Genomic DNA, 21,084 nt, shown 5'->3' with positions numbered 1-21,084 from the left:
GGCGTCCCCTAGGGGACTCGAACCCCTGTTACCGCCGTGAAAGGGCGGTGTCCTAGGCCACTAGACGAAGGGGACACGCTACTGAAACACATGGTGTGTATTTCAGTGCCCAGAGGCCTCATCCGAAGATTGGGTCCTGGTTTCACTCAGTGCCGCCCGAAAGCCACACTGTTTGTAAATTGGAGCGGGAAACGAGACTCGAACTCGCGACCCCGACCTTGGCAAGGTCGTGCTCTACCAACTGAGCTATTCCCGCATATGGCGTCCCCTAGGGGACTCGAACCCCTGTTACCGCCGTGAAAGGGCGGTGTCCTAGGCCACTAGACGAAGGGGACACACGTACAACATTCACTACTCAACGCGTTTCGCTGTGTGCTTTACGCTTTAAGTGGCGCGCATTCTATGGATGGATTGGGGGATCGTCAACCCCCAAGGATAAATTTATTAAAATCAATGACTTCGCCCGCGTTTACCAGCCGTTGCGAGCATTCTGCCCGTCCGCACCTTGACGCCTATATTCTGGCACCCGACAAGACGTTATAGTTCGCCCTGGCAAATAATGGCAATGTGCATCTACGCAGGGAGCGCTTGTCTATATAGAAGAAACTACCCGGGCAGCTGGTCGATCAGCCCTATCCGATAGCCGGCCCAGTCACTACACTCCATTGCAAACCCTATAAAGAGGTCACAACGGTGACACCACTCATGATCACCCTGCTGGTAATAGCCGGGATCGTAATACTGATCGCCATTGGCTATATGAACCACGTGGTGGAAAACAACAAGCTGGAAAAGCAGCGCGTCCAGATCGAGCTTAACGATCGCCTGCGCCGTTGCGGTGAGATCACCGAAACATTCCCAGGCCAACTGATGACCCCGGCGCTCAAACTGTTGTTGACCCGCCTGGAGCTCAACGTGAACCAGCGCCTGTTGAACCTCAACAAGACCAGTGCTCCTATTAAAGCGCGCATCACTGAGCTGAACACACTGGTGGCCCAGGGCGAATCGATCCCGGTCAACAACCCCCCGGCACCGATCCAGACCGAAGCCAAGGCCAAGGACGTGCGCTTCCTGCTGGAAGCCCTGCACGGCCAGGTCACGCGCGCAGCCCAGGACGGTTTCCTACCCTCCAACGAAGCCAAGCATTGGATCAAAGAAATCCGCCATATCCTGGTGCTGCTGCACATCGAGTTCTTCAACAACCTCGGCCAGCACGCGCTGCAGCAGGGCCAACCGGGCCAGGCACGCCTGGCCTTCGAGCGTGGTGTGCAGTACCTGCGCAAACAGCCGGAGCCGGTACTCTACAGCGCCCAGCTGCAATTGCTGGAAGGCCAACTGGCCCGCGCCAACTCCACCGTGCTGGCTAACAGCAAACAGGCCGCAGAAGAGGTCAACGAACTGACCCAAGGCATGAAAGAAGTCGACGCCGACGCCGAGTGGAAGAAGAAAGTCATCTACGATTGATCCTCGCAAAATAATAGGTGCCATCATCCTGGCACCTATCCTCCGCCCCCCGACTAGCGTAAAAAAGTGCGCCTCACTCCGTGAAGTCAGAGGCCTGCTATGCCTATCGCCGTCATTGATGGACAACCCCTGCACTACCTCGACCAAGGCACCGGCCCGGCCGTGCTGCTGGGCTCCAGCTACCTGTGGAACCGCGACATGTGGGCACCGCAGATCGACGCCCTGTCGCAACAGTACCGTGTGATCGTGCCCGAGCTATGGGGCCACGGTGAATCGGGCCAACTGCCCACGCAAACGCGCTCCCTCGACGACCTCGCACGCCAGACCTTGGCCCTGCTGGATCACTTGGCTATCACGCAGATCAACCTGGTGGGCCTCTCGGTCGGCGGTATGTGGGGCGCGCGCCTGGCGTTGCAGGCCCCCGAACGCATCAACAGCCTAATACTGATGGACACCTACCTCGGCGCCGAGCCCGAGGCCACGCGCCAGTATTACTTCTCGCTGTTCAAGATGATTGAAGACGCCGGCGCCATCCCCGAGCCGTTGCTGGATGTGATCGCACCGATCTTCTTCCGCCCGGACATCGACCGAGAATCAGCGCTGTACCAGGACTTTCGCACGTCACTGCGGGCCTTTTCCCGAGAACGCCTGCTGCAGAGCGTCGTGCCCTTGGGCCAGTTGATCTTCAGCCGCGACGATGTGCTGGAGCAACTACCGCGCCTGGACGCCGATACCACTTTGGTGATGTGCGGCGAGCAGGACAAACCTCGTCCACCCGTCGAGTCCAAGGAAATGGCCGAACTGATTGGCTGCGCACTGACGTTGATTCCAGACGCAGGGCATATCTCCAGCCGGGAGAACCCGGACTTCGTCAACGAAGCGCTGCTGACCTTTCTCGCAAACCACGCTTGATCGCCCTCCCCTTTGATCGCAGCCTCGGTGCTGCGATCAAAGGCGGAAATGCCCCACCATCCCCTTGAGCTCCGCCCCCAACTGCGCCAGCTGGATACTCGACGCCGCATTGCCCTGCATGCTCAACGCCGATTGATCGGCACTCGCACGAATACTGGTGACGCTACGGTTGATCTCTTCAGCCACCGAGCTTTGTTCCTCAGCGGCAGCGGCGATCTGCTGGTTCATCTGCTGGATCAACGACACCGCCACTGCGATGCTGCCCAGGGCGCTCTCGGTTTCCAGGGCATCGCTGACCGCCAGTTTGACCAGCTCACCGCTTTGCTGGATCTGCTGCACCGATGATTGCGCCGCGCTGCGCAAGGTGCTGACCAACCGCTCGATTTCTTCGGTCGATTGCTGGGTACGCTTGGCCAGCGCCCGCACTTCATCGGCCACTACCGCAAAGCCACGGCCCTGCTCACCCGCACGGGCAGCCTCGATGGCCGCGTTCAGGGCCAGCAAGTTGGTCTGCTCCGCCACGCTTTTGATCACGCCCAACACAGTGCCAATGTTCTGGATTTCGGCACTGAGGCTCTCGATGCTCGCACTGGCATTGTTACTGGAAGTTGCCAGCAACTCGATGCGCTGCAAACTCTGGCGCACCACTTGCTGACCGCTGTCGACCTTGTCATCCGCGGTCTGCGCGGCTTGCGCGGCCTCTTCAGCGTTGCGCGCCACATCATGCACCGTGGCGGTCATCTGGTTCATAGCAGTGGCCACCTGCTCGGTTTCCTCCTTCTGGCTGCTGACCTCGACATTGGTTTGCTCGGTCACGCTGGAGAGCGACTGCGCCGAGCTGGCCAATTGCTCGATACCGGCCTGCAGGCCGCTGACCATCTGGCTCAGGCCGTTGCCCATCTGTTGCATCGCCTGCATCAACTGGCCGATTTCATCACGACGACTGACCTCCATACGCCCGCTCAAATCCCCGGCGGCAATCTGCTGCGCCACCGCGATCACACTGCGCAGCGGCGCGACGATCAAACGGGTAATCACCCACGCTGCAATCAGCCCCACCAGCAAAGCCAGGGCCGACGAGACGATGATCAACATCGCGTTTTTTTTCAGTTGTGCCTGCATCGACAGGTCTTCGGCGTCATAGGCCTGGTTGACCCGGCTGACCACTAGGGCCGCCCGGTCATGCAGTTGTTTGTAGACCACTTTTTCCTGGGCCAACAGGCCGGTGTATTCACCCAGCTTCTCGCTGAACGCGGCAATGTGCCCGGAAACTTCATTGAGCACCGTCTGATAACCGGAGTCCTTGACCGACGTTTTCAGTTGCTCGACTTGAGCAAGAGCCTGGTCAGCCTGCTCGATCTTGCCTTGCTCGGCATCCTCGGCATCCACTTTGCGGCTCTGGTCCAAGCGTACGTGGGCTTCGTTCATGGCCTGCAACATCAAGCGCGACACCTGACTGACCTGACCAGCCTGCTCGATAAACTCGGCGCCCTCCTTGCCCTGGCTTTCCTTGAGGCCATAAGCCCCGTCGTCCGCCAGGCCGGCCTGCAACACGTCCAGGTTGTTCGCCACGCTGGACACTGACCAAGTGGCCATTTCCAGCGCCAGATCCTTGGTCTGGGTCAGCTCGACAAACTCATCGAACGCCTGGCGGTAGGCGACCAAGGCCTGCTCGACGTCATTCATCACCGGCACATTCGCCGCAGACTGCGCCTTGAGGGCGGCGGCCTGGGCCGCCAAGGCGTCAACGCTTTCATGCAGGGCGTCGACAGCCTTGGGGTCGGCGTGCAGCGCGTAGTCCTGCTCGATCAGGCGCACCTTGAGCAAGCCGCTGTTGAGCGAAGACATGGCCTTGAGCCCCTCGAAACGCTGGCCAACGGTCTGCAGGGACCACACGCCGATAGCTGCTACCAACGCCGTCAGCAGCAGCACCAGCATGAAGCCCAAACCCAGTTTTTTCGCCATACCGAGGTTGGCGAAACGTCGTTGCACGCCTGAAATCATTGCACTTGAATCCTCTTGCAATGGCAGATGCCATCAAGCCCGATTGACATCCAGCGAGATTCGCAACCACAAGGCACTGAGCACAAGACGTTGGCGCCACAATAATGGCAAAAAGCTACACGCTCGTCGTTTTCAGAATGGTCGAGGTCGATCTGGTAGGCCCCATGGCACGGAACAATGCCAAAGCCCGTGGATCAGTTGCATAGGCCACATTGATGCGCAGCCAATCATAGGGCTCCGCCGTTGGGCTGAACAACGCCCCGGGAGACAACAACACTCCCAGACGTCGGGCACATCTCTGCAACAGCGAAGGTTGCGCCTCCCCCGGCCGCGCCCACAGGAACATGCCTCCGGCAGGCACCGCGAACACCTCCCACTCCTCGTCTTCCAGCACTTGCAGGGTGGCTCTCATTTCAGTGCCCAGTCGCTTGCGCAGGCGCTGTACCCATTTACGATAGGTGCCATTGGCCAATAGCGTAGCAACCACTGCCTCGGCAAACCGCGAGGTGCCGAATCCGGTCAAGGTCTTGAGGCTGGCCAGTTGCGTGATGATCGCCGAACTGGCAGTGAGATACCCCACGCGCAACGCACTGCTCAGGGTCTTGGAGAAACTCGCGACATAGATCACCCGGTCATCATGGGGCAATGCCGCGAGCCGTATGCAACTGGCATGTTGCAGATCGCCGTAGACGTCTTCTTCAATGATCAGGAAGTTTTCGCGGTGCGCCAGTTCCAGCAAACGCTCGGCCACCTCGCGGCACAGACTCGTCCCGGTGGGGTTGTGATAAAGGCTGTGGATGAACAGGCATTTTGGCCGATGGTCTTGTAGTAACGCTTCCAGGGCCAGGAGGTCGGGGCCGCCTTGGGTACGCGGCACCTCCAGCAGTTGCACCCCCTGGAACGCCAATTGTTGATAGAGGTTGCCGTACCCCGGGGTTTCGACCACCACGCAATCGCCGGCCTTGAGCAGCGTGCGTATCAGCAGGTCCTGGGCATGGCCAGCGCCCGCGGTAGTGAGGATGCAGTCCACGCTGGAGGGGATATGAATCTGAGTCAGGCGCTTGGCCAGTTGTTCGCGCAACGCGGGTAAACCTAAGGGCGTGCTGTAGTTGAACAGTGCTGCAGTGTCGGTGCGGGTAACTTCACGGATTGCGTAACTGATGTCATCGCTTTCGCGCCAGGCGTCTGGCAACCAGCCGCAGCCCAGTTTCAACTCGCCCAGCGGATTATCGGCAAAGGCCCCCCATTCGCGCTCCGCCCCTTCATACCAATTGCCTTCGTGGGAGACGGCTGGCTGGGCCACTACAAATCCCGAGCCTTGCCGGGGGGCCAGCACTCCCTGGGCGACCATCCGTTCGAATGCTTCGATCACGCTGGATTGGCTGAGCAGATTATCCCGAGCCAGTTGGCGGATGGAGGGCAAGCGTGTGCCGGGGCTTACCTCGTCCTTGCGAATCCATTGCGCCACTGCACTGACAATTTGCTGCACCACCGGTACAAGGGCTTGTCGATCAATCCTTAAATCCATGAGCCACTCACTTCAACTGTCTGTTATCAACCCGAAGAGTTAAGCACAGAAGCCGTTGACTGCCGGTCACACAAATTTATTAAAGTATTGATTTAATTGAATTATTTACCTACTGACACATATTCGGTCGCGGCGTTTTGCCAGCTCTGGAAAAGCCCCACATCCCCCCAAGACGTTTTCGAATAGAGGGCGACGCGAGGTCCTAGATCGCCGTCGCGCCACCGTCCACCGCCAAGGCGTGCCCGGTGGTGAATGCGGCGCCATCGCTGCATAGGTAAAGCACGGCGCTGGCGATTTCTTCTACTTTGCCGATACGCCCAACCGGGTGCATGGCGGCGGCGAATTCAGCCTTGCGTGGGTCGGCCTCATAGGCACGGCGGAACATATCGGTGTCGATCACCGCCGGGCAAACGGCGTTAACGCGAACTTTCTTCTTGGCGTACTCAATGGCCGCCGATTTGGTCAGGCCGATCACTGCATGCTTGGAGGCCGCGTAGATGCTCATCTTCGGCGCCGCCCCCAGGCCCGCGACCGACGCGGTGTTGACAATGGCCCCGCCGCCTTGGGCCAGCAACAGTGGCAATTGGTACTTCATGCACAGCCACACGCCTTTGACATTGACGCCCATGATGGCGTCGAACTCATCCAGGCTGCCGTCCGCCAGCTTGCCCTTCTCAATCTCGATGCCGGCGTTATTAAAGGCGTAGTCCAAGCGGCCATAAGCGCCGATGGTCTGCGCCATCAATTGCTGCACATCCGCCTCCTGTGTGACGTTGCAGCGTTCAAACAACGCCTCGCCACCGGACTGATGGATCAGCGCGACAGTGCCCTCGCCGCCCTCCACATCCAGGTCGGCAACCACGACCTTCAAACCTTCGGCGGCGAACGCCAGCGCGGTGGCGCGGCCAATACCGGCGGCGGCGCCGGTCACCAGGGCGACTTGGCCGGAAAACGTCATGCTCATGGGGGAATGTCCTATGGGAGAAATAGCCGTGGGCCGAGTCTAGCCAACACTGACACTGGCGCGTCAGCACTATCAAACGCCCGGTTAGGGCTGCATGAGTACCAGTGATAAGGACACCCTGCGCACTATCAACGCAGCCTATCGACCAGCATTCGCGCCTTCAGCCGACCTTGCCCCCAACCCGCTCAAGGTCTATCACTCATGCTCCACTTCTTAAGAGTCCCTGCCATGACTGCCCAGACCAACCGCCAATTCCTGCTCGCCAAACGCCCGGTCGGCGCGGCGACGCGGGAAACCTTCACGTACCAGGAAGTACCGGTGGGCACACCCCAGGACGGGCAAGTGCTGGTACGCAATGAATACTTGTCCCTCGACCCGGCCATGCGTGGCTGGATGAATGAAGGCAAGTCCTACATTCCCCCCGTCGGTATCGGCGAGGTGATGCGCGCGCTCGGCGTGGGCAAGGTGATTGCCTCGAACAACCCGAAATTCGCGGTCGGCGACTACGTGAATGGTGCCTTGGGCGTGCAGGATTATTTCCTCGGCGAGCCGCGCGGTTTCTACACCGTCGACCCAAAGCTCGCCCCTCTGCCCCGCTACCTTTCTGCACTGGGCATGACCGGCATGACTGCCTACTTCGCGCTCCTGGACACCGGCGCACCCAAGGAAGGTGAAACCGTGGTCATTTCCGGTGCAGCCGGCGCCGTGGGCAGTATTGCCGGGCAGATCGCCAAGCTGAAAGGTTGCCGCGTGGTCGGCATCGCCGGTGGCGCTGACAAGTGCAAGTTTCTGGTAGACGAATTGGGCTTTGATGCAGCCATCGACTACAAGAACGAAGACGTACCCGCCGCCCTCAAGCGCGAATGCCCGAAGGGCGTGGATGTGTATTTCGATAACGTCGGCGGCGACATTCTTGACGCAGTACTTAGCCGCCTGGCGCTGAAGGCGCGGGTGGTGATTTGCGGCGCCATCAGCCAGTACAACAATAAGGAAGCTGTGAAAGGCCCGGCCAACTACCTGTCGCTGCTGGTCAATCGCGCGCGGATGGAAGGCTTTGTGGTGATGGATCACGCGGCGAATTTTGCCGCCGCCGGGCAGGAAATGGCCGGCTGGATGGCGCAGGGCAAGCTCAAGAGCAAAGAGGATATTGTCGAGGGCCTGGAGACGTTCCCGGAGACGTTGATGAAGTTATTCAACGGCGAGAACTTTGGGAAATTGGTGCTTAAGGTCAGCTGACACACTGCATAGCAAATGTGAGAAGGGGCTCGCTACAGCAAGCCCCTTCCCCATTCGGATCAGGCGATCTCGGCAACGACCGCCGCCAACGCCTTGGCCGGATCCGCCGCTTGGCTGATCGGGCGACCGATCACCAGGTAGTCAGAACCTGCATCGAGTGCCTGACGCGGGGTCAGGATACGGCGCTGGTCATCCTGGGCGCTGCCCGCCGGGCGGATCCCCGGGGTCACCAATTGCAACGACGGATGGGCGGTCTTCAAGGCCTGGGCTTCCAGCGCCGAGCACACCAAGCCATCAAGGCCGGCTTTCTGGGCCAGGGCTGCCAGGCGCAGTACCTGCTCCTGAGGCTCGATGTCCAGGCCGATACCGGCCAGGTCTTCGCGCTCCATGCTGGTCAGCACGGTCACACCGATCAGCAGGGGTTTAGGGCCGCTGCGCTGTTCCAGCACTTCGCGGCAGGCGGTCATCATGCGCAGGCCGCCGGAGCAGTGCACGTTGACCATCCACACGCCCATTTCGGCGGCGGCCTTGACCGCCATGGCGGTGGTATTCGGGATATCGTGGAATTTCAGATCGAGGAACACTTCGAAGCCTTTGTCACGCAGGGTGCCGACGATTTCTGCGGCACAGCTGGTGAACAGTTCCTTGCCAACCTTGACCCTGCAAAGCTTGGGGTCCAACTGGTCAGCCAGCTTCAGTGCGGCGTCACGGGTGGGGTAATCCAGGGCGACGATGATAGGAGTCTGGCAGACGGACATTGGAATGGGCTCTCAGGCAAGTCGAAATCGGCGCGGATTGTAGCGCAAGCAGCGGCGTTGCGGGATCCGATGATCGGTAAATACTGACCAACCGGCATTTGGCGGGCCTTTCGGGCAAATATTTCAAAGTTGATACATTCACGACATGCCCCCAACACGCCCCACCGCTAGCCTCGCCCGCACGACCCAACGACCAGCACTTCCAGCCATGGGGCTGGGCGCCTATGCTGACCGCAACAACCAGGCAGATGATCGCACTATGCATACCCCTTTTGTCCCAGTGAACGACGAACAAAAAGGCGCGGTGACCGCCGATGACAAGCGCTGGAATACCCGCGCGCTGATCGTCGACGACGATGTGCCGATTCGCGAACTGCTGATCGACTACCTGGCACGCTTCAATATCCTCGCCACCGGCGTCACCGACGGCGCCGCGATGCGCCTGGCCATGCAAGCCGACACCTTTGACGTGGTGGTGCTCGACCTGATGCTGCCAGGCGAGGACGGCCTTTCGCTGTGCCGCTGGCTGCGCTCGGAGTCGGATATACCGATCCTGATGCTTACCGCCCGCTGCGAACCCACCGACCGCATCATCGGTCTGGAACTGGGCGCCGACGACTACATGTCCAAGCCTTTCGAACCGCGCGAACTGGTGGCACGTATCCAGACTATCCTGCGCCGAGTGCGTGATGACCGCACCGAACAGCGCGCCAATATCCGTTTCGACAACTGGCGCCTCAATAGCGTGTTGCGCCAACTGGTGGCGGACGATGGCCTCGTGGTGCCGCTGTCCAACGCCGAGTTTCGTCTGTTGTGGGTGTTTATCGAGCGCCCGCGGCGGGTGTTGAGCCGTGAGCAATTGCTGGATGCCGCTCGTGGGCGATCCATCGAAGCGTTTGATCGCAGCATCGACTTGCTGGTGTCGCGCCTGCGTCAGAAACTGGGGGATGACCCCAAGGCACCACAGTTGATCAAAACTGTGCGGGGCGAAGGCTACCTGTTTGACGCGCGGGATATCGGTTGATGCGTGCCGCCTTCAATACGCTGTTTGGTCGGCTGTTCGGCGTGTTGCTGGTGGCGATTGTGCTGGCCCATGTGCTGGCGATCTGTTGGTTTCGTTATTACGGTCCTCCCCCGCCACCGCCTCAGGAAGCCTTTGTCGAACAGCCTGATGGCACTATGACGCAACGGCATAAGGAACATCGCCGCCCGTGGTTTGGCGGCCCGCTGGTCCCGCTGACGTTCCAGTTCATCTGCCTGATCATTGCCGCCTGGTACGGCGCCAAGCTGCTGAGCCGGCCGATCCAGCGTCTGAGCGAAGCGGCCGAGCGCCTGAGCCTGGACCTCGACAGCCCGCCGCTGGATGAGTCCGGCCCGCAGGAAGCGCGCAAAGCAGCATCGACCTTCAACCTGATGCAACGGCGTATCCGCGAACAGGTCAGCCAACGCGCACGTATGCTCGGCGCCGTCTCACATGACCTTCGCACTCCGCTGTCACGCCTCAAGCTACGCCTGGAACAGATCGACGACACGAAGTTGCAGGGCCAGATGCGCCAGGATCTGGACGACATGATCAACATGCTCGACGCCACCCTGAGCTACCTGCATGAACAACGCACCAGCGAAACACGGCATTGGCTGGATGTGCAGGCGTTGGTGGAATCACTGAGTGAAAACGCCCAGGACCAGGGCTCCGATGTGCAATTCGCCGGCACTTGCGTTCCGTTGCAGGTGCAACCGATGGCCCTGCGCTCCTGCTTGAACAACCTGATCGACAATGCCTTGCGCTATGCCGGCACGGTGCGTGTTGAACTTGAAGACAGCCGCGAAGCCCTGATCATCCGCGTGATCGACCACGGCCCTGGGATTGCCGCCGATATGCGCGAGGCGGTGTTTGAGCCCTTCTTCCGCCTGGAAGGTTCACGCAACCGCAATTCCGGTGGCGTAGGCCTGGGGATGACGATTTCCAAGGATGCCGCTGAGCGCCTCGGCGGCCGCCTGAGCCTGGAGGAGACCCCAGGCGGCGGTTTAACTGCAGTGATGTGGTTGCCCAGGGCTTAAAGAGGCTTGTCTTCGCGTCGCCCTTGAGCTTGTGTCGCGCTCCAATCCATCAACAGGCTGTAAGCCACGGCCAACAAGGTCGGGCCAATAAACAGGCCGATAAAACCAAATGCGATCAAGCCGCCGAACACCCCAAGCAAAACGATCACCAACGGCAGATTGCCGCCACGGCTGATCAGGTACGGCTTGAGCACGTTGTCCACGCCGCTGATGATGAACGTACCCCACACGCCCAGGAACACCGCATAGGTGTAATCGCCCTTCCAGGCCAGCCACGCCGTGGCCGGGATCCACACCAGCGGCGGGCCCATGGGGATCAGGCTGAGCAGGAAGGTCACGATCCCCAGCACCAGGGCGCCCGGCACGCCGGCAATCCAGAAACCGATCAGCGCCAGCAATGCCTGGGCAGCAGCGGTGCCGATCACGCCGTTGACGACACGTTGAACAGTACCTGCAACCAGTTCGATGTAATAACCGGCGCGATCACCGATCAAGCGCTCCAACAGGCGATGCACGAACATCGCCAACCGTGGCCCATCGCGATAGAAAAAGAACACGAACACCAGGCTCAGTGTCAGCTCAAGGATACCGCCGCCGATCTGTGCACTGCGCGCCAGCAGCCAGTTCCCCACTTGGCCCAGGTACGGCTTGATGCTGACCATCAGCGCCGCACCCTGCTCGTCAATGCTGTTCCACATCCCGACCAATCGCTCACCCACAAAGGGAATTGAGCCCAGCCAGTTCGGTGCCTCGGGCAGCCCGTCTACCTGGATATCCTTGATCAACGCCACCGCATCGCGCACATGGTCCGCCAGGTTGAATCCCAGCCACACCAGCGGCACCGCCACCAACAGCATCCAGCCCAGCGTCAGGATGCCGGCAGCCAGGGATTCACGGCCACCCAACCAGCGCGTCAGCAGCACCATCAGTGGCCAACTGGCGAACGCCAGAACGGCGCCCCAGAACAGCGCCGACCAGAACGGCGCCATCACCCAGAAACTGGCACCAAAGAGCACCAGCAGCAGGATTTGCACCAGCAGGCGATCGTTATTGAGCATGGGGTATCTCGGAAAAAGGCTGTAGGAAGAAAGCTTAGGCGAACGGCGCGGGTCCGTTCGCCTTATATGGGTCAGCGTATCAGATGCAGGTGCAGACCTTTGGTTTCACCGGTTCCGGTTTCAAGGCGCGCAGCGCGCACGCCTTTTTCGACCAAAGCCTGGCGCCAGGCTTCGGCGTGGGTGCCGGTCAAGCTGACGCGCAGGGTGGTATCGAGGTTCAAGCCACGGGAGATGAGGGTCAACCAGGTGTCGTCAGGCTCGGCGCCCAGCGCGGGGAAATCCAGTTCGCCGGTGCTTTTCAATTCGCGCAAGAGGGTCGCGGAGGTGGGCAGCAGGTCACCCAGCGGTGCGCTGGCGTCCAGTTGTTCCACATGCAGATAGGCCCGGCGGTTGCCTCGGGTGATGCCGTACAACGCCACCAAGGAATTGTCCTGCGGTGCGGCCAGACGCAACAGCAGGTATTCCTGCTGGCCATCGGCGCCGACCAGCTTGGCGTTGCCGAACACCTCATTGGCCCACAGGCTGCTCTCGCCGCAGTCGCGGGCCTTACACCAGAACAACAGCTGTGCACCCTTTGCCTGCAATGCTTCGCGGGTCGCGGTGAACGCGGCGCTGGAGCTGTGTTCAGCGGGCAATTCATAGGTGATGGCGGTGGTTTGGCCCCGGGCGGTGGCCTGGCCTTCATAGCGCAGTTGGCCACTGATCTTGCGGATCGCACCCATGGGGTAGATGCGTTCTTTTTCTTCGGCGGGACGGTAATCGACAATTTGTGTGTCGACCTGTCGGGCCACGGTGGGCAGGTCCTGGCTGCCCGGCAGGTCGGCGGCGAATACCATTGGGCTGAGCAGGCTCAGCCCCAGGATACGGATACATCCGTTACGCACGCTCATAAGCTCAAAAAGCCCTGGCCATTGGAGGTCGTAGCGGTGTTGAAAACATTCATGGTTGACTCCCTTTCAATCCGCCCAGCCTCGGCAGTTGACCGCCCCAAGTCAAGGCGCGGAGAAGAACCGATTGAAACAGTCTGCAACAAGGACTGCGCCGGGCTCATCATTCAGGTGCAAATGATGGCCGCCTGGCAGCGTAGTTACCGCAAAGGGCAGCTGGGAAAGCAAGTCAGGATGTTTCGCCAACATACCGTCGGCGGCAACCACCAACTGCGTAGGGCAACCCACTCGCCGCACGAAGGCCATTGCCTGCTCATCGGTCAGACGCATCGGCGAAGCCAGGGTGAGACGACTGTCCGTACGCCAGGTGTAACCACCCGGCACCGGCATCAAACCGCGCTGGGCCAGTAGCTCTGCGGCTTCACGGCTGACGGCGACCAAGCCTTTCATGCGCGCTTCGACCGCTAGATCCAGGGTGCTGTAGACCGGTTTGCGCTTGCCCTGCAGGTTCAATTGCGCCTGCAATGCCATGCCCAAACGTTCCGCAGCGTTCTCACCACTGGCGGTGGGTGGGATCACGCCGTCGATCAAACCCAAGTGCGTTACCCGCTCCGGCAACGCGCCGGCCAGTACCAGGGAAACGATGGCTCCGAGGGAGTGGCCAAGTAATGCAAAACGTTTCCAACCCAGTTGCTCGGCGACTTGCAGTACATCGTGGACGTAATCCCACAAGGCATATCCGGCACCCGTAGGACGATGCGCGGAATGCCCATGCCCCGCCATGTCCAGGGCCACGATACGCAACCCTGAAAGCTTGGGCGCCAGACGCGCAAAGCTGTTGGCATTGTCCAGCCAGCCATGTAGGGCAATCACTGGCAAGCCATCCTCGGGGCCAAATAGATGGGCCGCCAATTCGATATGAGGCAGGCTCAGGCGCACTTCTTCGACAGGCGTGCTCATGCGCAACTGCGCTCACGGGCTTCCCAGCGAGTGAACAGGGTTTTGATCAAGGTCGCGGTGTCCTGAGGGCGTTCGAGTGGGAACATATGGCCACCGGGCATGGTGAGCATTTCACCCATGGGCAGACGGTCGACCCCGCTGGCGTGGTGACGCATCACTACCCGGCTTTGGCGGCCACGCACCACTGCCAGCGGCACCTTCAGTTGGCGCACCTGGCCGGGGCTGGTGTGGGGTACGCCACGGTAGATGCTGATTTCGGTGGCTGGGTCGAAGCGCAGGCGCAGGCGATCACCCGCCTGGTAAAGCCCGTGTTGCAAGTACGCGTCGAAACATTCCGGGTCGAAGCCACGGAACAGGGTCTTGCCAGCAAAGTAACTACGCGCGGCGTCGATGTCGCTGAACTCTTCACGACGGCCCAGCGTGCGGCCGGCCGGGGTCAGGCGGTCGATAAAGCCGAAACGCTTGGCGGCGCGGATCACCCAGCGGTCCGCGCGGGTCAGCACTGGCGAATCGAGCATCACCACGCCGCGATAGAACTGTGGGCAACGCATGGCGGCGTGCAAATGCAACACACCGCCCAGAGAGTGGCCCACACCCCATACCGGCTCCGGCTGCTGCTCCAGATGGTGGATCAACTCGTCCACCAGATTCTGCCAGTTATCGTCCACCGGGAACCTGGGGTCGTGACCGTGCTGCGGCAGGTGAGCCACTGCGTACTCCGGCGCCAAGGCGGCAAACAGCTTGCCGTAGGTGGCCGAAGGGAAGCCATTGGCGTGAGCAAAAAACACGTGCTGCGACATACCGGACCCATCTACAAATACAGAAATTGATTGTCACCATGCCTGGGCAGTACAGCAATGACTGTAACTGCCAGGAATGATGACACTCACGCCACGCCTATCGTGCCGGCGGGTTCTCGCCCAGCGGAACCACGGCCATGGTCAGACGTGAAACGCAGCTGGCCTTGCCATCTTCCGTGGTCAGGCGGATATCCCACACCTGGGTGGTGCGCCCGATATGGATCGCCCTGGCCACCGCAGTCACTCGCCCACTGCGCACGCCACGCAGGTGATTGGCGTTGACCTCCAGGCCCACGCAATAGAACTTGCTGGCGTCGACGCACAGGTAAGCCGCCATAGAGCCAACGCTTTCGGCCAGCACCACCGAAGCGCCGCCGTGCAGCAGGCCGTAAGGTTGATGGGTCCGGTGATCAACCACCATGCTGGCGGTCAGGGATTCGTCGTCAAAGCTTTCAAAGCGAATATCCAGCAGTTCACCGATGGTGTTTTTCTGGATGGCGTTGAGTTGTTCGATATTCGGTTGGGTACGCCACAGGCTCATGCGGTTGTCCTTGTTGGTTTTATGATGACCCTAATCCTGCCACACAACCGCCTCGGAACGCTCGCTCCAGTCCTGAAACTGTGGACCGTAAGTCGATTCGATCACGTTGCGCTTGATCTTCAAGGTCGGGGTCAGAAAGCCGTTCTCCACCGCCCAGTTGTCCTTGACCACCACCAAACGGCGCAAACGCTCATGTTTATCCAGCGTCTGGTTGACCTGCTCCAGCCAGCGTTCGAGGCTGGCGCCAAGCGCTTGCCGGTCCTGGTCCTGCGCTGACAGCACACACAAACCGATTGGCGCGCCAAGGCCATCGCCCACCACGCAGACTTGTTCGATGAGCGCGTGCTCCGCCAGACGGTTCTCAATCGGCGCCGGAGCCACGTATTTGCCCTTGCTGGTCTTGAAGATTTCCTTGAGGCGTCCGGTCAAGCGCAGGCGACCCTCAGCGTCCTGCTCACCTTTATCGCCCGTGCGCAGGAAGCCGTCTTCGGTAAGGGTTTCAGCCGTTTTTCCAGGATCCTTGAAATAGCCGAGCATGGTCGCGCCGCTGCGCACCTGAACCTCACCCGACGCATCGATGCGCACTTCCACACCGGGGCACGGCAGGCCGATCCAGCCGATTGTCTGCTGGCCGGGACGACACACATGGGAATAGCCGCAGCTCTCGGTCATGCCATATACCTCCAGCACATCCAGGCCCAGGCGTTGATACCATCGCAGCAAGGCCTCGGGAACCGGCGCGGCACCGGACAACGCAATTCGCAGTGCATCCAATCCGAGGCCGGCGAGCACCTTGCGGCCTACGCGCTTGCCGATAAACGGCAGCCGCAGCAGGGTGTCCAGGCGCTTTTCCGGGATTTTGCTGTAAACACCCAGCTGGAATTTGGTCCAGATACGCGGCACACCAAACAGCGCTGTAGGCCTCGCCCTGCGCAAATCCGTCAGAAAGGTATCCAGGCTCTCGGCGAAAAATACCGTTTGCCCGGTGTAGATTGAGGCCATCTCTACAAACATCCGCTCAGCCACATGGCACAGCGGCAGGTACGACAGCAGCCGGTCGCCCTCCCCAAGGCCAAACAACTCGGTACCGTGTGTGGCGGCAAACCCCAGGGTGCCAAAGCTGTGCATCACGCCCTTGGGCAAGCCCGTGGTGCCAGACGTGTAGATGACAGTAGCCAGTTCAGAGGCAACGGGTGCAGGGCTGTCCTGGATCGGTGAGCAGGTTTGCAGGTCTGCCCACGTGAAGTCGAACTCGCCGGGTGGGCACAGCGGCAGGCTGATGGTCGGAACACCGTCCGGAACGCCGGGGGCCATGGCAGGCCAATCATCGAGCTTGCCGACAAACACCAGCGCCGCCTCGGAATGAGTGAGTACGTGACCAACGGAATCGGCGGTGAGATTGGGGTAAAGAGGGACCGAAACATGCCCCGCCATCCAGATTGCCAGATCGGCGATGATCCAGTGGGCGCAGTTTTTCGAGATCAGGGCAATGTGCGAGCCCTGAGGAAGCTCCCTGGCGCGCAGCCAGTGCGCAGCGCGACGAGCCTGTTGGCCAACCTCGCCCCAGGTGAGGGTCTGCACCTCGCCCCCGCCAACGGGTTGAACCAGATAAGCCTGGCGCGGGTGTCGCGCTTCACGTTCGAAGAAGAGCTGCAACGGCAAACGAACAGCGACGGGCATGGGACGCGCTCCTTTGTGGTCCGACCATAGCCAACCAAGCACTTGCTTGGTTGACTGTATAGCACACACAAAGCAGCGGTATTGCCTACGGGTTCTTCACACTTACCAGGCTCATCAGCCCGGCCAGCGGGAAGTCGCCCTCCAATTCCGCCAGGCTGGCGGTGTACATCGGCTCTGGCTGGCGCTGATGGCCGTGCTGCAAAAAGCTGATCAAGCTGCCGACCAAGGGCTGATGACTGACCAGCAGCACATTGTCATCCGTGTCGAGCTGTTCCAGCACCTGCAGTGGGTTGCCCTCCGGTGTCAGCCAAGGCACGGTGCGGACTTCTGGCTCGAACCCCAACACGTCGCGTACCAATTGCGCGGTTTGCTGCGCCCGCACATAGGGGCTGGCGATAATGGCGCTGAGCGGTTGGCCAATCAGATGCGCGGCACTGCGCAACACTTCGCCACGGCCATGCTCAGTAAGGTTACGTTCGGCGTCGGTGCGGGCCTGCCCTTCTGCCTCGCCGTGGCGCAAAATCCATAGTTTCACAGTTTCGGCTCTTCATCGCGCACAGGGTGCGGCGCTGGCGGTACGCTGTGGGCGGCTTCGCCCTCGGGCGCGCGCGGGGTTGGCCAGTCGGCGAACGGCCAAGGCTTCTGCTCGCTATGGAAGCTGCCGAAACGGCCGATCTGCGCCAGGAACTGGCTGAGGCTGTCGCCAAAATTCATCAGGCCCAGGTTCGGCGCGCCGTAGATCAGTCGATAGATCAGTTGCACCACGACCAGCGCGCCGAGAATGAACTGCGCCACTTGCCACACCAGGGCAAACACCAGCATCCACAGGATGCGCAGGACAATGGATTCGTACTTGGGGGCTGCTTTCGGATCGTTCATGACGCGTTCCTCAGTTGAAACCACTGGTGGAAATAAAGTCGACATCGGTTTTCGGCTCGGCGCGCATCAGCAACTCGATAACCTGGTTCAAAGTGCGCCCTTCAAACAGGATCGCGTGCAACCCCGCGACCAGCGGCATGTACACGCCCACTTCCTGAGCCTTGGCTTTCAGTACCTTGAGAGTGTTGACGCCTTCGGCCACTTCCCCCAGACGCGTCACCGCGTCTTCGAGGCTCAGCCCCTGGCCTAGGGCGAAACCCACCTGGTAGTTGCGACTTTTCGGCGACGAACACGTAACGATCAGGTCGCCGACGCCTGCAAGGCCGAGGAATGTCATCGGGTTGGCGCCTTGGTTCACCGCAAAGCGCGTCATTTCCGCCAGTGCACGGGTGATCAGCATGCTCTTGGTGTTTTCGCCCATGCCCAGCGCCACTGCCATACCGGCGATGATGGCGTAGACGTTCTTGAGCGCACCGCCCAACTCGACGCCGAAACGATCACTACTGGCATACACGCGGAAAGTACGGCCATGCAGCACCGCCTGGACACGTTCGCACAGGGCTTCGTCTTCGCTGGCGACCACAGTGGCGGTGAGCGCGTGCTCGGCGACTTCCCGCGCGAGATTCGGCCCGGACAACACGCCAATACGTGCCTGGGGCGCGATTTCTTCAAGGATTTCGCTCATCAACTTGAAGGTTTGCGCCTCGATGCCCTTGGTCAGGCTGACCAGCATCTTGCCTGCCAGACGTTCGGCATGGGGCGCCAATACCGAGCGCAAGGCGCTGGAGGGCAGCGCGACAATGCACAGATCGCAGTCCGTCAGGGTAGCCAACAGATCGGTGACCGGCTGGACCGCCGGATGAATCTTGATGCCTTTGAGGTAACGAGGGTTTTCCCGATGCACGCGGATGGCCTCGGCCTGCTCAGGATCGCGCATCCACTGACGCACCGCGTGACCGTTCTCGGCCAGCAGGTTAGCCACGGCGGTACCAAAACTCCCGCCTCCCAGGACCGCAATAGGGCGCTGCTCAGTCATATGCAATCCGTTAATCCATACCAGTGGCGATGGCGGCATTATACGGAGCGACCCGCTTGCGGCCAGCCCCCGTTTCAATTCGTGCGTCTGTGGGAAAATGCCCTACTCGTGTGACGTAATTGCAAAGGCACTGACTGGCAAATACCCCAGCCTCAGTTAACATGGGCGGCTATCCGTCATTATCAAGGCCGTGTCGTGTATTTGGGCCCTTCTTCCCATTCGTCTCTACTGCTATTGCTGTTGTGCAGTACATCAGTGCTGGCTGACGATCTGTTCCTCGACAGCCAGCCGCTGCCGCAGGTATTGACCGCCACACGCCTCAAGCAATCGGCCGCCGCCGTACCCGGCAGCATGACCGTGATCGATAGCGAGCTGATCAAAGCCAGCGGCGCACGGGACATCAGCGAACTGCTACGCCTGGTGCCGGGAATGATGGTCGGCTACACCACCGGCAACCAGGCTGCAGTGAACTACCACGGCACCAGTGCCAACGATGCGCGGCGCATGCAGGTGTTGATCGACGGGCGTTCGGTATACCGCGCCGGCCTCGCCACGGTGGACTGGAGCGATATTCCTGTGGCCATGGAGGATATCGAGCGTATCGAAGTCTTCCGCGGCCCGAACACCGTCAGCTACGGCGCCAATGCGTTGATGGCGGTGGTCAATATCCTTACGCGGTCACCGGCTAACAGCCACGGCTCACGGGTAAAGGTGATTCGGGGCGAACGTGGGATCAACGACTTCTATGCCAGCCAGGGCGTGGGCTGGGAAACCGGTGATTTGCGCCTGTCCCTGTCCGGGCAGCAGGACGATGGCTTCGACAGCGATGCCGCCGGTGCTGATCGCCGCGACAGTCGCCGCCTCAACCGCTTCAGCCTGGCAATGAGCCAGACGTTGAACGCGCAGCAGAGCATCGACTGGCAACTGGATGCCAAGGAAGGCACCAATCAGCGTCCGTATACCTACACCCCAGTATTTGCCGGGATTACCGAAGGCGGTAACAACTCCGACGTCGCGGCCAAGGACTACGCAGGCTCCCTGCGCTGGAACATCGACTTAAATCCCGAGCACAGCCTGTATATCCAAGGCTCGGCCCAGCAGTGGAATCGCCGGCAAATTTGGAAGGCCTGCGACGCCAAGGTCTCGTTCAGCCCCGAGCTGACCCAATTGTGGCAATTGAACCCGAATTACGCCGAACTGCTGGCCCGGCACATGGACACCTACAGCCAAGGCACCGCACCGCCGGGCAGTGCCGCCGAGCAAGCCCTGGCCAATCAGGTGCTGGACCAATGGCGTAACGGCGCGAACCAGAGCGTGTGCGGTGACATCGACCAGAGCACCCGCGAAAGCCGCTACGACCTGGAGATTCAAGACACCCTCAGCCTGTCCGACAGCCTGCGCCTGGTCAGCGGCATGAACTACCGCTACGACCGCGCCGATTCCGACACCTACTTCAACGGCACCCTGGACGACACCACCTGGCGCCTGTTCGGCCAGTTGGAATGGCGCGCCAGCGAGCATTGGCTGCTCCAAGGCGGCGCCATGTTCGAAGACACACAACTGAGTGGCCACTCACTCACGCCAAGGGTGGCGGTCAACTATTTGATCAACCCGCGCCACGGCCTGCGCGCGGTGTATTCCGAAGCCATCCGTTCACCGGACATGTTCGAGAACAACGTCAACTGGAGCTATCGCGTCACCAACCTCAGCTCCCCGGCCTACGGGCAGAACTCCGGGCAGTACTTCGTGAAGACCCGGGGCCCGGGCAATTTGGACAAGGAGCTGATGCGCTCGCGGGAACTGGGATACAACGGGTTCTTTGCCGATCTCGGGCTGACCATGGACGTGAAACTGTTCTATGACGAAATCACCGACATGATCAGCTCGCCCCTGCGCAACAACCAGTACATCGCCAGCAACGCCAACAGTTCGCGGTTTACCGGTGCCGAGTCGCAATTCGATTGGCGGGTGAGCAGCGCCGATCGCCTGCGGCTGACCTATGCTTACGTCGACGCCGCCACCAGCAACCCTCTGGACAAAGCCCAGACGGCGCGCAACAGTGGCTCCGCCGGCTGGTTGCGCGAATGGGGCCGCGGCTGGTCCAGCGCGCTGTTCTACTATGGCGATGACGCACTCAACCAATATCGCTTCGAACGGGTCGACCTGCGGGTGGCCAAGCGCATTGCCCTGGGCAACGCCAACGTGGAGCTGGCCGGCATGCTGCAAGAACGCCTCGATAACCAGCCCACCACTTGGGCCGACAACACTTACGACCATCGCCACGTCCTCTACTTCAGCGCGGAGCTAGAGTTCTGA

Annotated in this window: 19 protein-coding genes and 3 tRNA genes; 6 read left to right on the top strand and 16 right to left on the bottom strand. The window is 60.7% G+C overall.

The window, feature by feature from the left end:
- Positions 1–2: 2 nt before the first annotated feature.
- The 3 genes from AOA61_RS08150 to AOA61_RS08140 form a co-directional block, all read right to left on the bottom strand.
- Positions 3–75 (bottom strand) — tRNA-Glu (locus tag AOA61_RS08150).
- A gap of 105 nt (positions 76–180) precedes the next feature.
- Positions 181–256: transfer RNA gene (locus AOA61_RS08145), tRNA-Gly, on the bottom strand.
- 3 nt (positions 257–259) lie between these two features.
- A tRNA-Glu gene (locus tag AOA61_RS08140) sits at positions 260–335 on the bottom strand.
- Between the two features lie 358 nt (positions 336–693).
- Here AOA61_RS08140 and AOA61_RS08135 point away from each other — a divergent pair.
- The gene (locus tag AOA61_RS08135; protein WP_032889225.1) at positions 694–1,464 is read left to right on the top strand and encodes a hypothetical protein; all 771 of its coding nucleotides are present in this window, start codon (positions 694–696) and stop codon (positions 1,462–1,464) included.
- 99 nt (positions 1,465–1,563) lie between these two features.
- Positions 1,564–2,376 (top strand): alpha/beta fold hydrolase, encoded by an 813-nt coding sequence (locus AOA61_RS08130; RefSeq protein WP_032889223.1) that lies wholly within the window; start codon positions 1,564–1,566, stop codon positions 2,374–2,376.
- A 36-nt stretch (positions 2,377–2,412) separates the two neighbouring features.
- Here AOA61_RS08130 and AOA61_RS08125 read toward each other — a convergent pair whose 3' ends face one another.
- The 3 genes from AOA61_RS08125 to AOA61_RS08115 form a co-directional block, all read right to left on the bottom strand.
- Positions 2,413–4,380 (bottom strand): methyl-accepting chemotaxis protein, encoded by a 1,968-nt coding sequence (locus tag AOA61_RS08125; protein ID WP_099601498.1) that lies wholly within the window; start codon positions 4,378–4,380, stop codon positions 2,413–2,415.
- Positions 4,381–4,495: 115 nt separating this feature from the next.
- The gene (locus AOA61_RS08120) at positions 4,496–5,908 is read right to left on the bottom strand and encodes a PLP-dependent aminotransferase family protein (protein ID WP_099601497.1); all 1,413 of its coding nucleotides are present in this window, start codon (positions 5,906–5,908) and stop codon (positions 4,496–4,498) included.
- Between the two features lie 202 nt (positions 5,909–6,110).
- Entirely contained in the window at positions 6,111–6,872 is a 762-nt protein-coding gene (locus AOA61_RS08115; protein WP_099601496.1) for an SDR family oxidoreductase, read from the bottom strand.
- Between the two features lie 228 nt (positions 6,873–7,100).
- On the opposite strand from AOA61_RS08115, the gene AOA61_RS08110 reads away from it, so the two are divergent.
- Complete coding sequence (locus AOA61_RS08110; protein WP_095184270.1) at positions 7,101–8,108, top strand: NADP-dependent oxidoreductase; 1,008 nt, start codon at positions 7,101–7,103, stop codon at positions 8,106–8,108.
- 59 nt (positions 8,109–8,167) lie between these two features.
- On the opposite strand, the gene pyrF is transcribed toward AOA61_RS08110, so the two are convergent.
- Positions 8,168–8,866, bottom strand: coding sequence for an orotidine-5'-phosphate decarboxylase (pyrF, locus tag AOA61_RS08105; RefSeq protein ID WP_017734306.1), 699 nt, complete (start codon positions 8,864–8,866; stop codon positions 8,168–8,170).
- A gap of 259 nt (positions 8,867–9,125) precedes the next feature.
- Here pyrF and AOA61_RS08100 point away from each other — a divergent pair, with 259 nt between their 5' ends.
- Together AOA61_RS08100 and AOA61_RS08095 are read left to right on the top strand one after the other, a co-directional pair.
- A complete protein-coding gene (locus AOA61_RS08100; protein ID WP_099601509.1) occupies positions 9,126–9,890 on the top strand; it encodes a response regulator in 765 nt (254 codons plus the stop codon).
- Entirely contained in the window at positions 9,890–10,927 is a 1,038-nt protein-coding gene (locus AOA61_RS08095; protein ID WP_095184269.1) for a HAMP domain-containing sensor histidine kinase, read from the top strand. The genes AOA61_RS08100 and AOA61_RS08095 overlap by 1 nt, the downstream gene beginning before the upstream one ends.
- Here the strand turns inward: AOA61_RS08095 and AOA61_RS08090 are convergent.
- The 9 genes from AOA61_RS08090 to AOA61_RS08050 all read right to left on the bottom strand — a co-directional run bounded on the left by AOA61_RS08090 (position 10,924) and on the right by AOA61_RS08050 (position 18,768).
- Positions 10,924–11,985, bottom strand: coding sequence for an AI-2E family transporter (locus tag AOA61_RS08090; RefSeq protein WP_032889210.1), 1,062 nt, complete (start codon positions 11,983–11,985; stop codon positions 10,924–10,926). The two genes, AOA61_RS08095 and AOA61_RS08090, sit on opposite strands and share 4 nt — an antisense overlap.
- A gap of 71 nt (positions 11,986–12,056) precedes the next feature.
- Complete coding sequence (locus AOA61_RS08085; protein WP_032889207.1) at positions 12,057–12,875, bottom strand: DUF4892 domain-containing protein; 819 nt, start codon at positions 12,873–12,875, stop codon at positions 12,057–12,059.
- 102 nt (positions 12,876–12,977) lie between these two features.
- Complete coding sequence (locus tag AOA61_RS08080) at positions 12,978–13,832, bottom strand: alpha/beta hydrolase (RefSeq protein ID WP_032889206.1); 855 nt, start codon at positions 13,830–13,832, stop codon at positions 12,978–12,980.
- Complete coding sequence (locus tag AOA61_RS08075; RefSeq protein WP_032889203.1) at positions 13,829–14,632, bottom strand: alpha/beta fold hydrolase; 804 nt, start codon at positions 14,630–14,632, stop codon at positions 13,829–13,831. The genes AOA61_RS08080 and AOA61_RS08075 overlap by 4 nt, the downstream gene beginning before the upstream one ends.
- A 97-nt stretch (positions 14,633–14,729) precedes the next feature.
- The gene (locus AOA61_RS08070; protein WP_032889200.1) at positions 14,730–15,173 is read right to left on the bottom strand and encodes a hotdog fold thioesterase; all 444 of its coding nucleotides are present in this window, start codon (positions 15,171–15,173) and stop codon (positions 14,730–14,732) included.
- 30 nt (positions 15,174–15,203) lie between these two features.
- Complete coding sequence (locus AOA61_RS08065; protein ID WP_099601495.1) at positions 15,204–16,853, bottom strand: AMP-binding protein; 1,650 nt, start codon at positions 16,851–16,853, stop codon at positions 15,204–15,206.
- Between the two features lie 85 nt (positions 16,854–16,938).
- Positions 16,939–17,388 (bottom strand): phosphohistidine phosphatase SixA, encoded by a 450-nt coding sequence (sixA, locus tag AOA61_RS08060; protein WP_099601494.1) that lies wholly within the window; start codon positions 17,386–17,388, stop codon positions 16,939–16,941.
- Complete coding sequence (locus AOA61_RS08055; protein ID WP_029292722.1) at positions 17,385–17,732, bottom strand: DUF4389 domain-containing protein; 348 nt, start codon at positions 17,730–17,732, stop codon at positions 17,385–17,387. Before AOA61_RS08055 ends, sixA begins: the two co-directional genes overlap by 4 nt.
- A 10-nt stretch (positions 17,733–17,742) precedes the next feature.
- The gene (locus AOA61_RS08050) at positions 17,743–18,768 is read right to left on the bottom strand and encodes an NAD(P)H-dependent glycerol-3-phosphate dehydrogenase (RefSeq protein ID WP_099601493.1); all 1,026 of its coding nucleotides are present in this window, start codon (positions 18,766–18,768) and stop codon (positions 17,743–17,745) included.
- 195 nt (positions 18,769–18,963) lie between these two features.
- On the opposite strand from AOA61_RS08050, the gene AOA61_RS08045 reads away from it, so the two are divergent.
- Positions 18,964–21,084, top strand: coding sequence for a TonB-dependent siderophore receptor (locus AOA61_RS08045; RefSeq protein ID WP_095184264.1), 2,121 nt, complete (start codon positions 18,964–18,966; stop codon positions 21,082–21,084).

Origin of the sequence: Pseudomonas sp. 2995-1, assembly GCF_002742505.1 — a bacterium.
In the GTDB taxonomy this organism is placed as follows: domain Bacteria; phylum Pseudomonadota; class Gammaproteobacteria; order Pseudomonadales; family Pseudomonadaceae; genus Aquipseudomonas; species Aquipseudomonas sivasensis.
The sequence above is the reverse complement of the archived record's forward strand: the minus strand, read 5'-3'. Positions and strand labels throughout refer to the sequence as shown.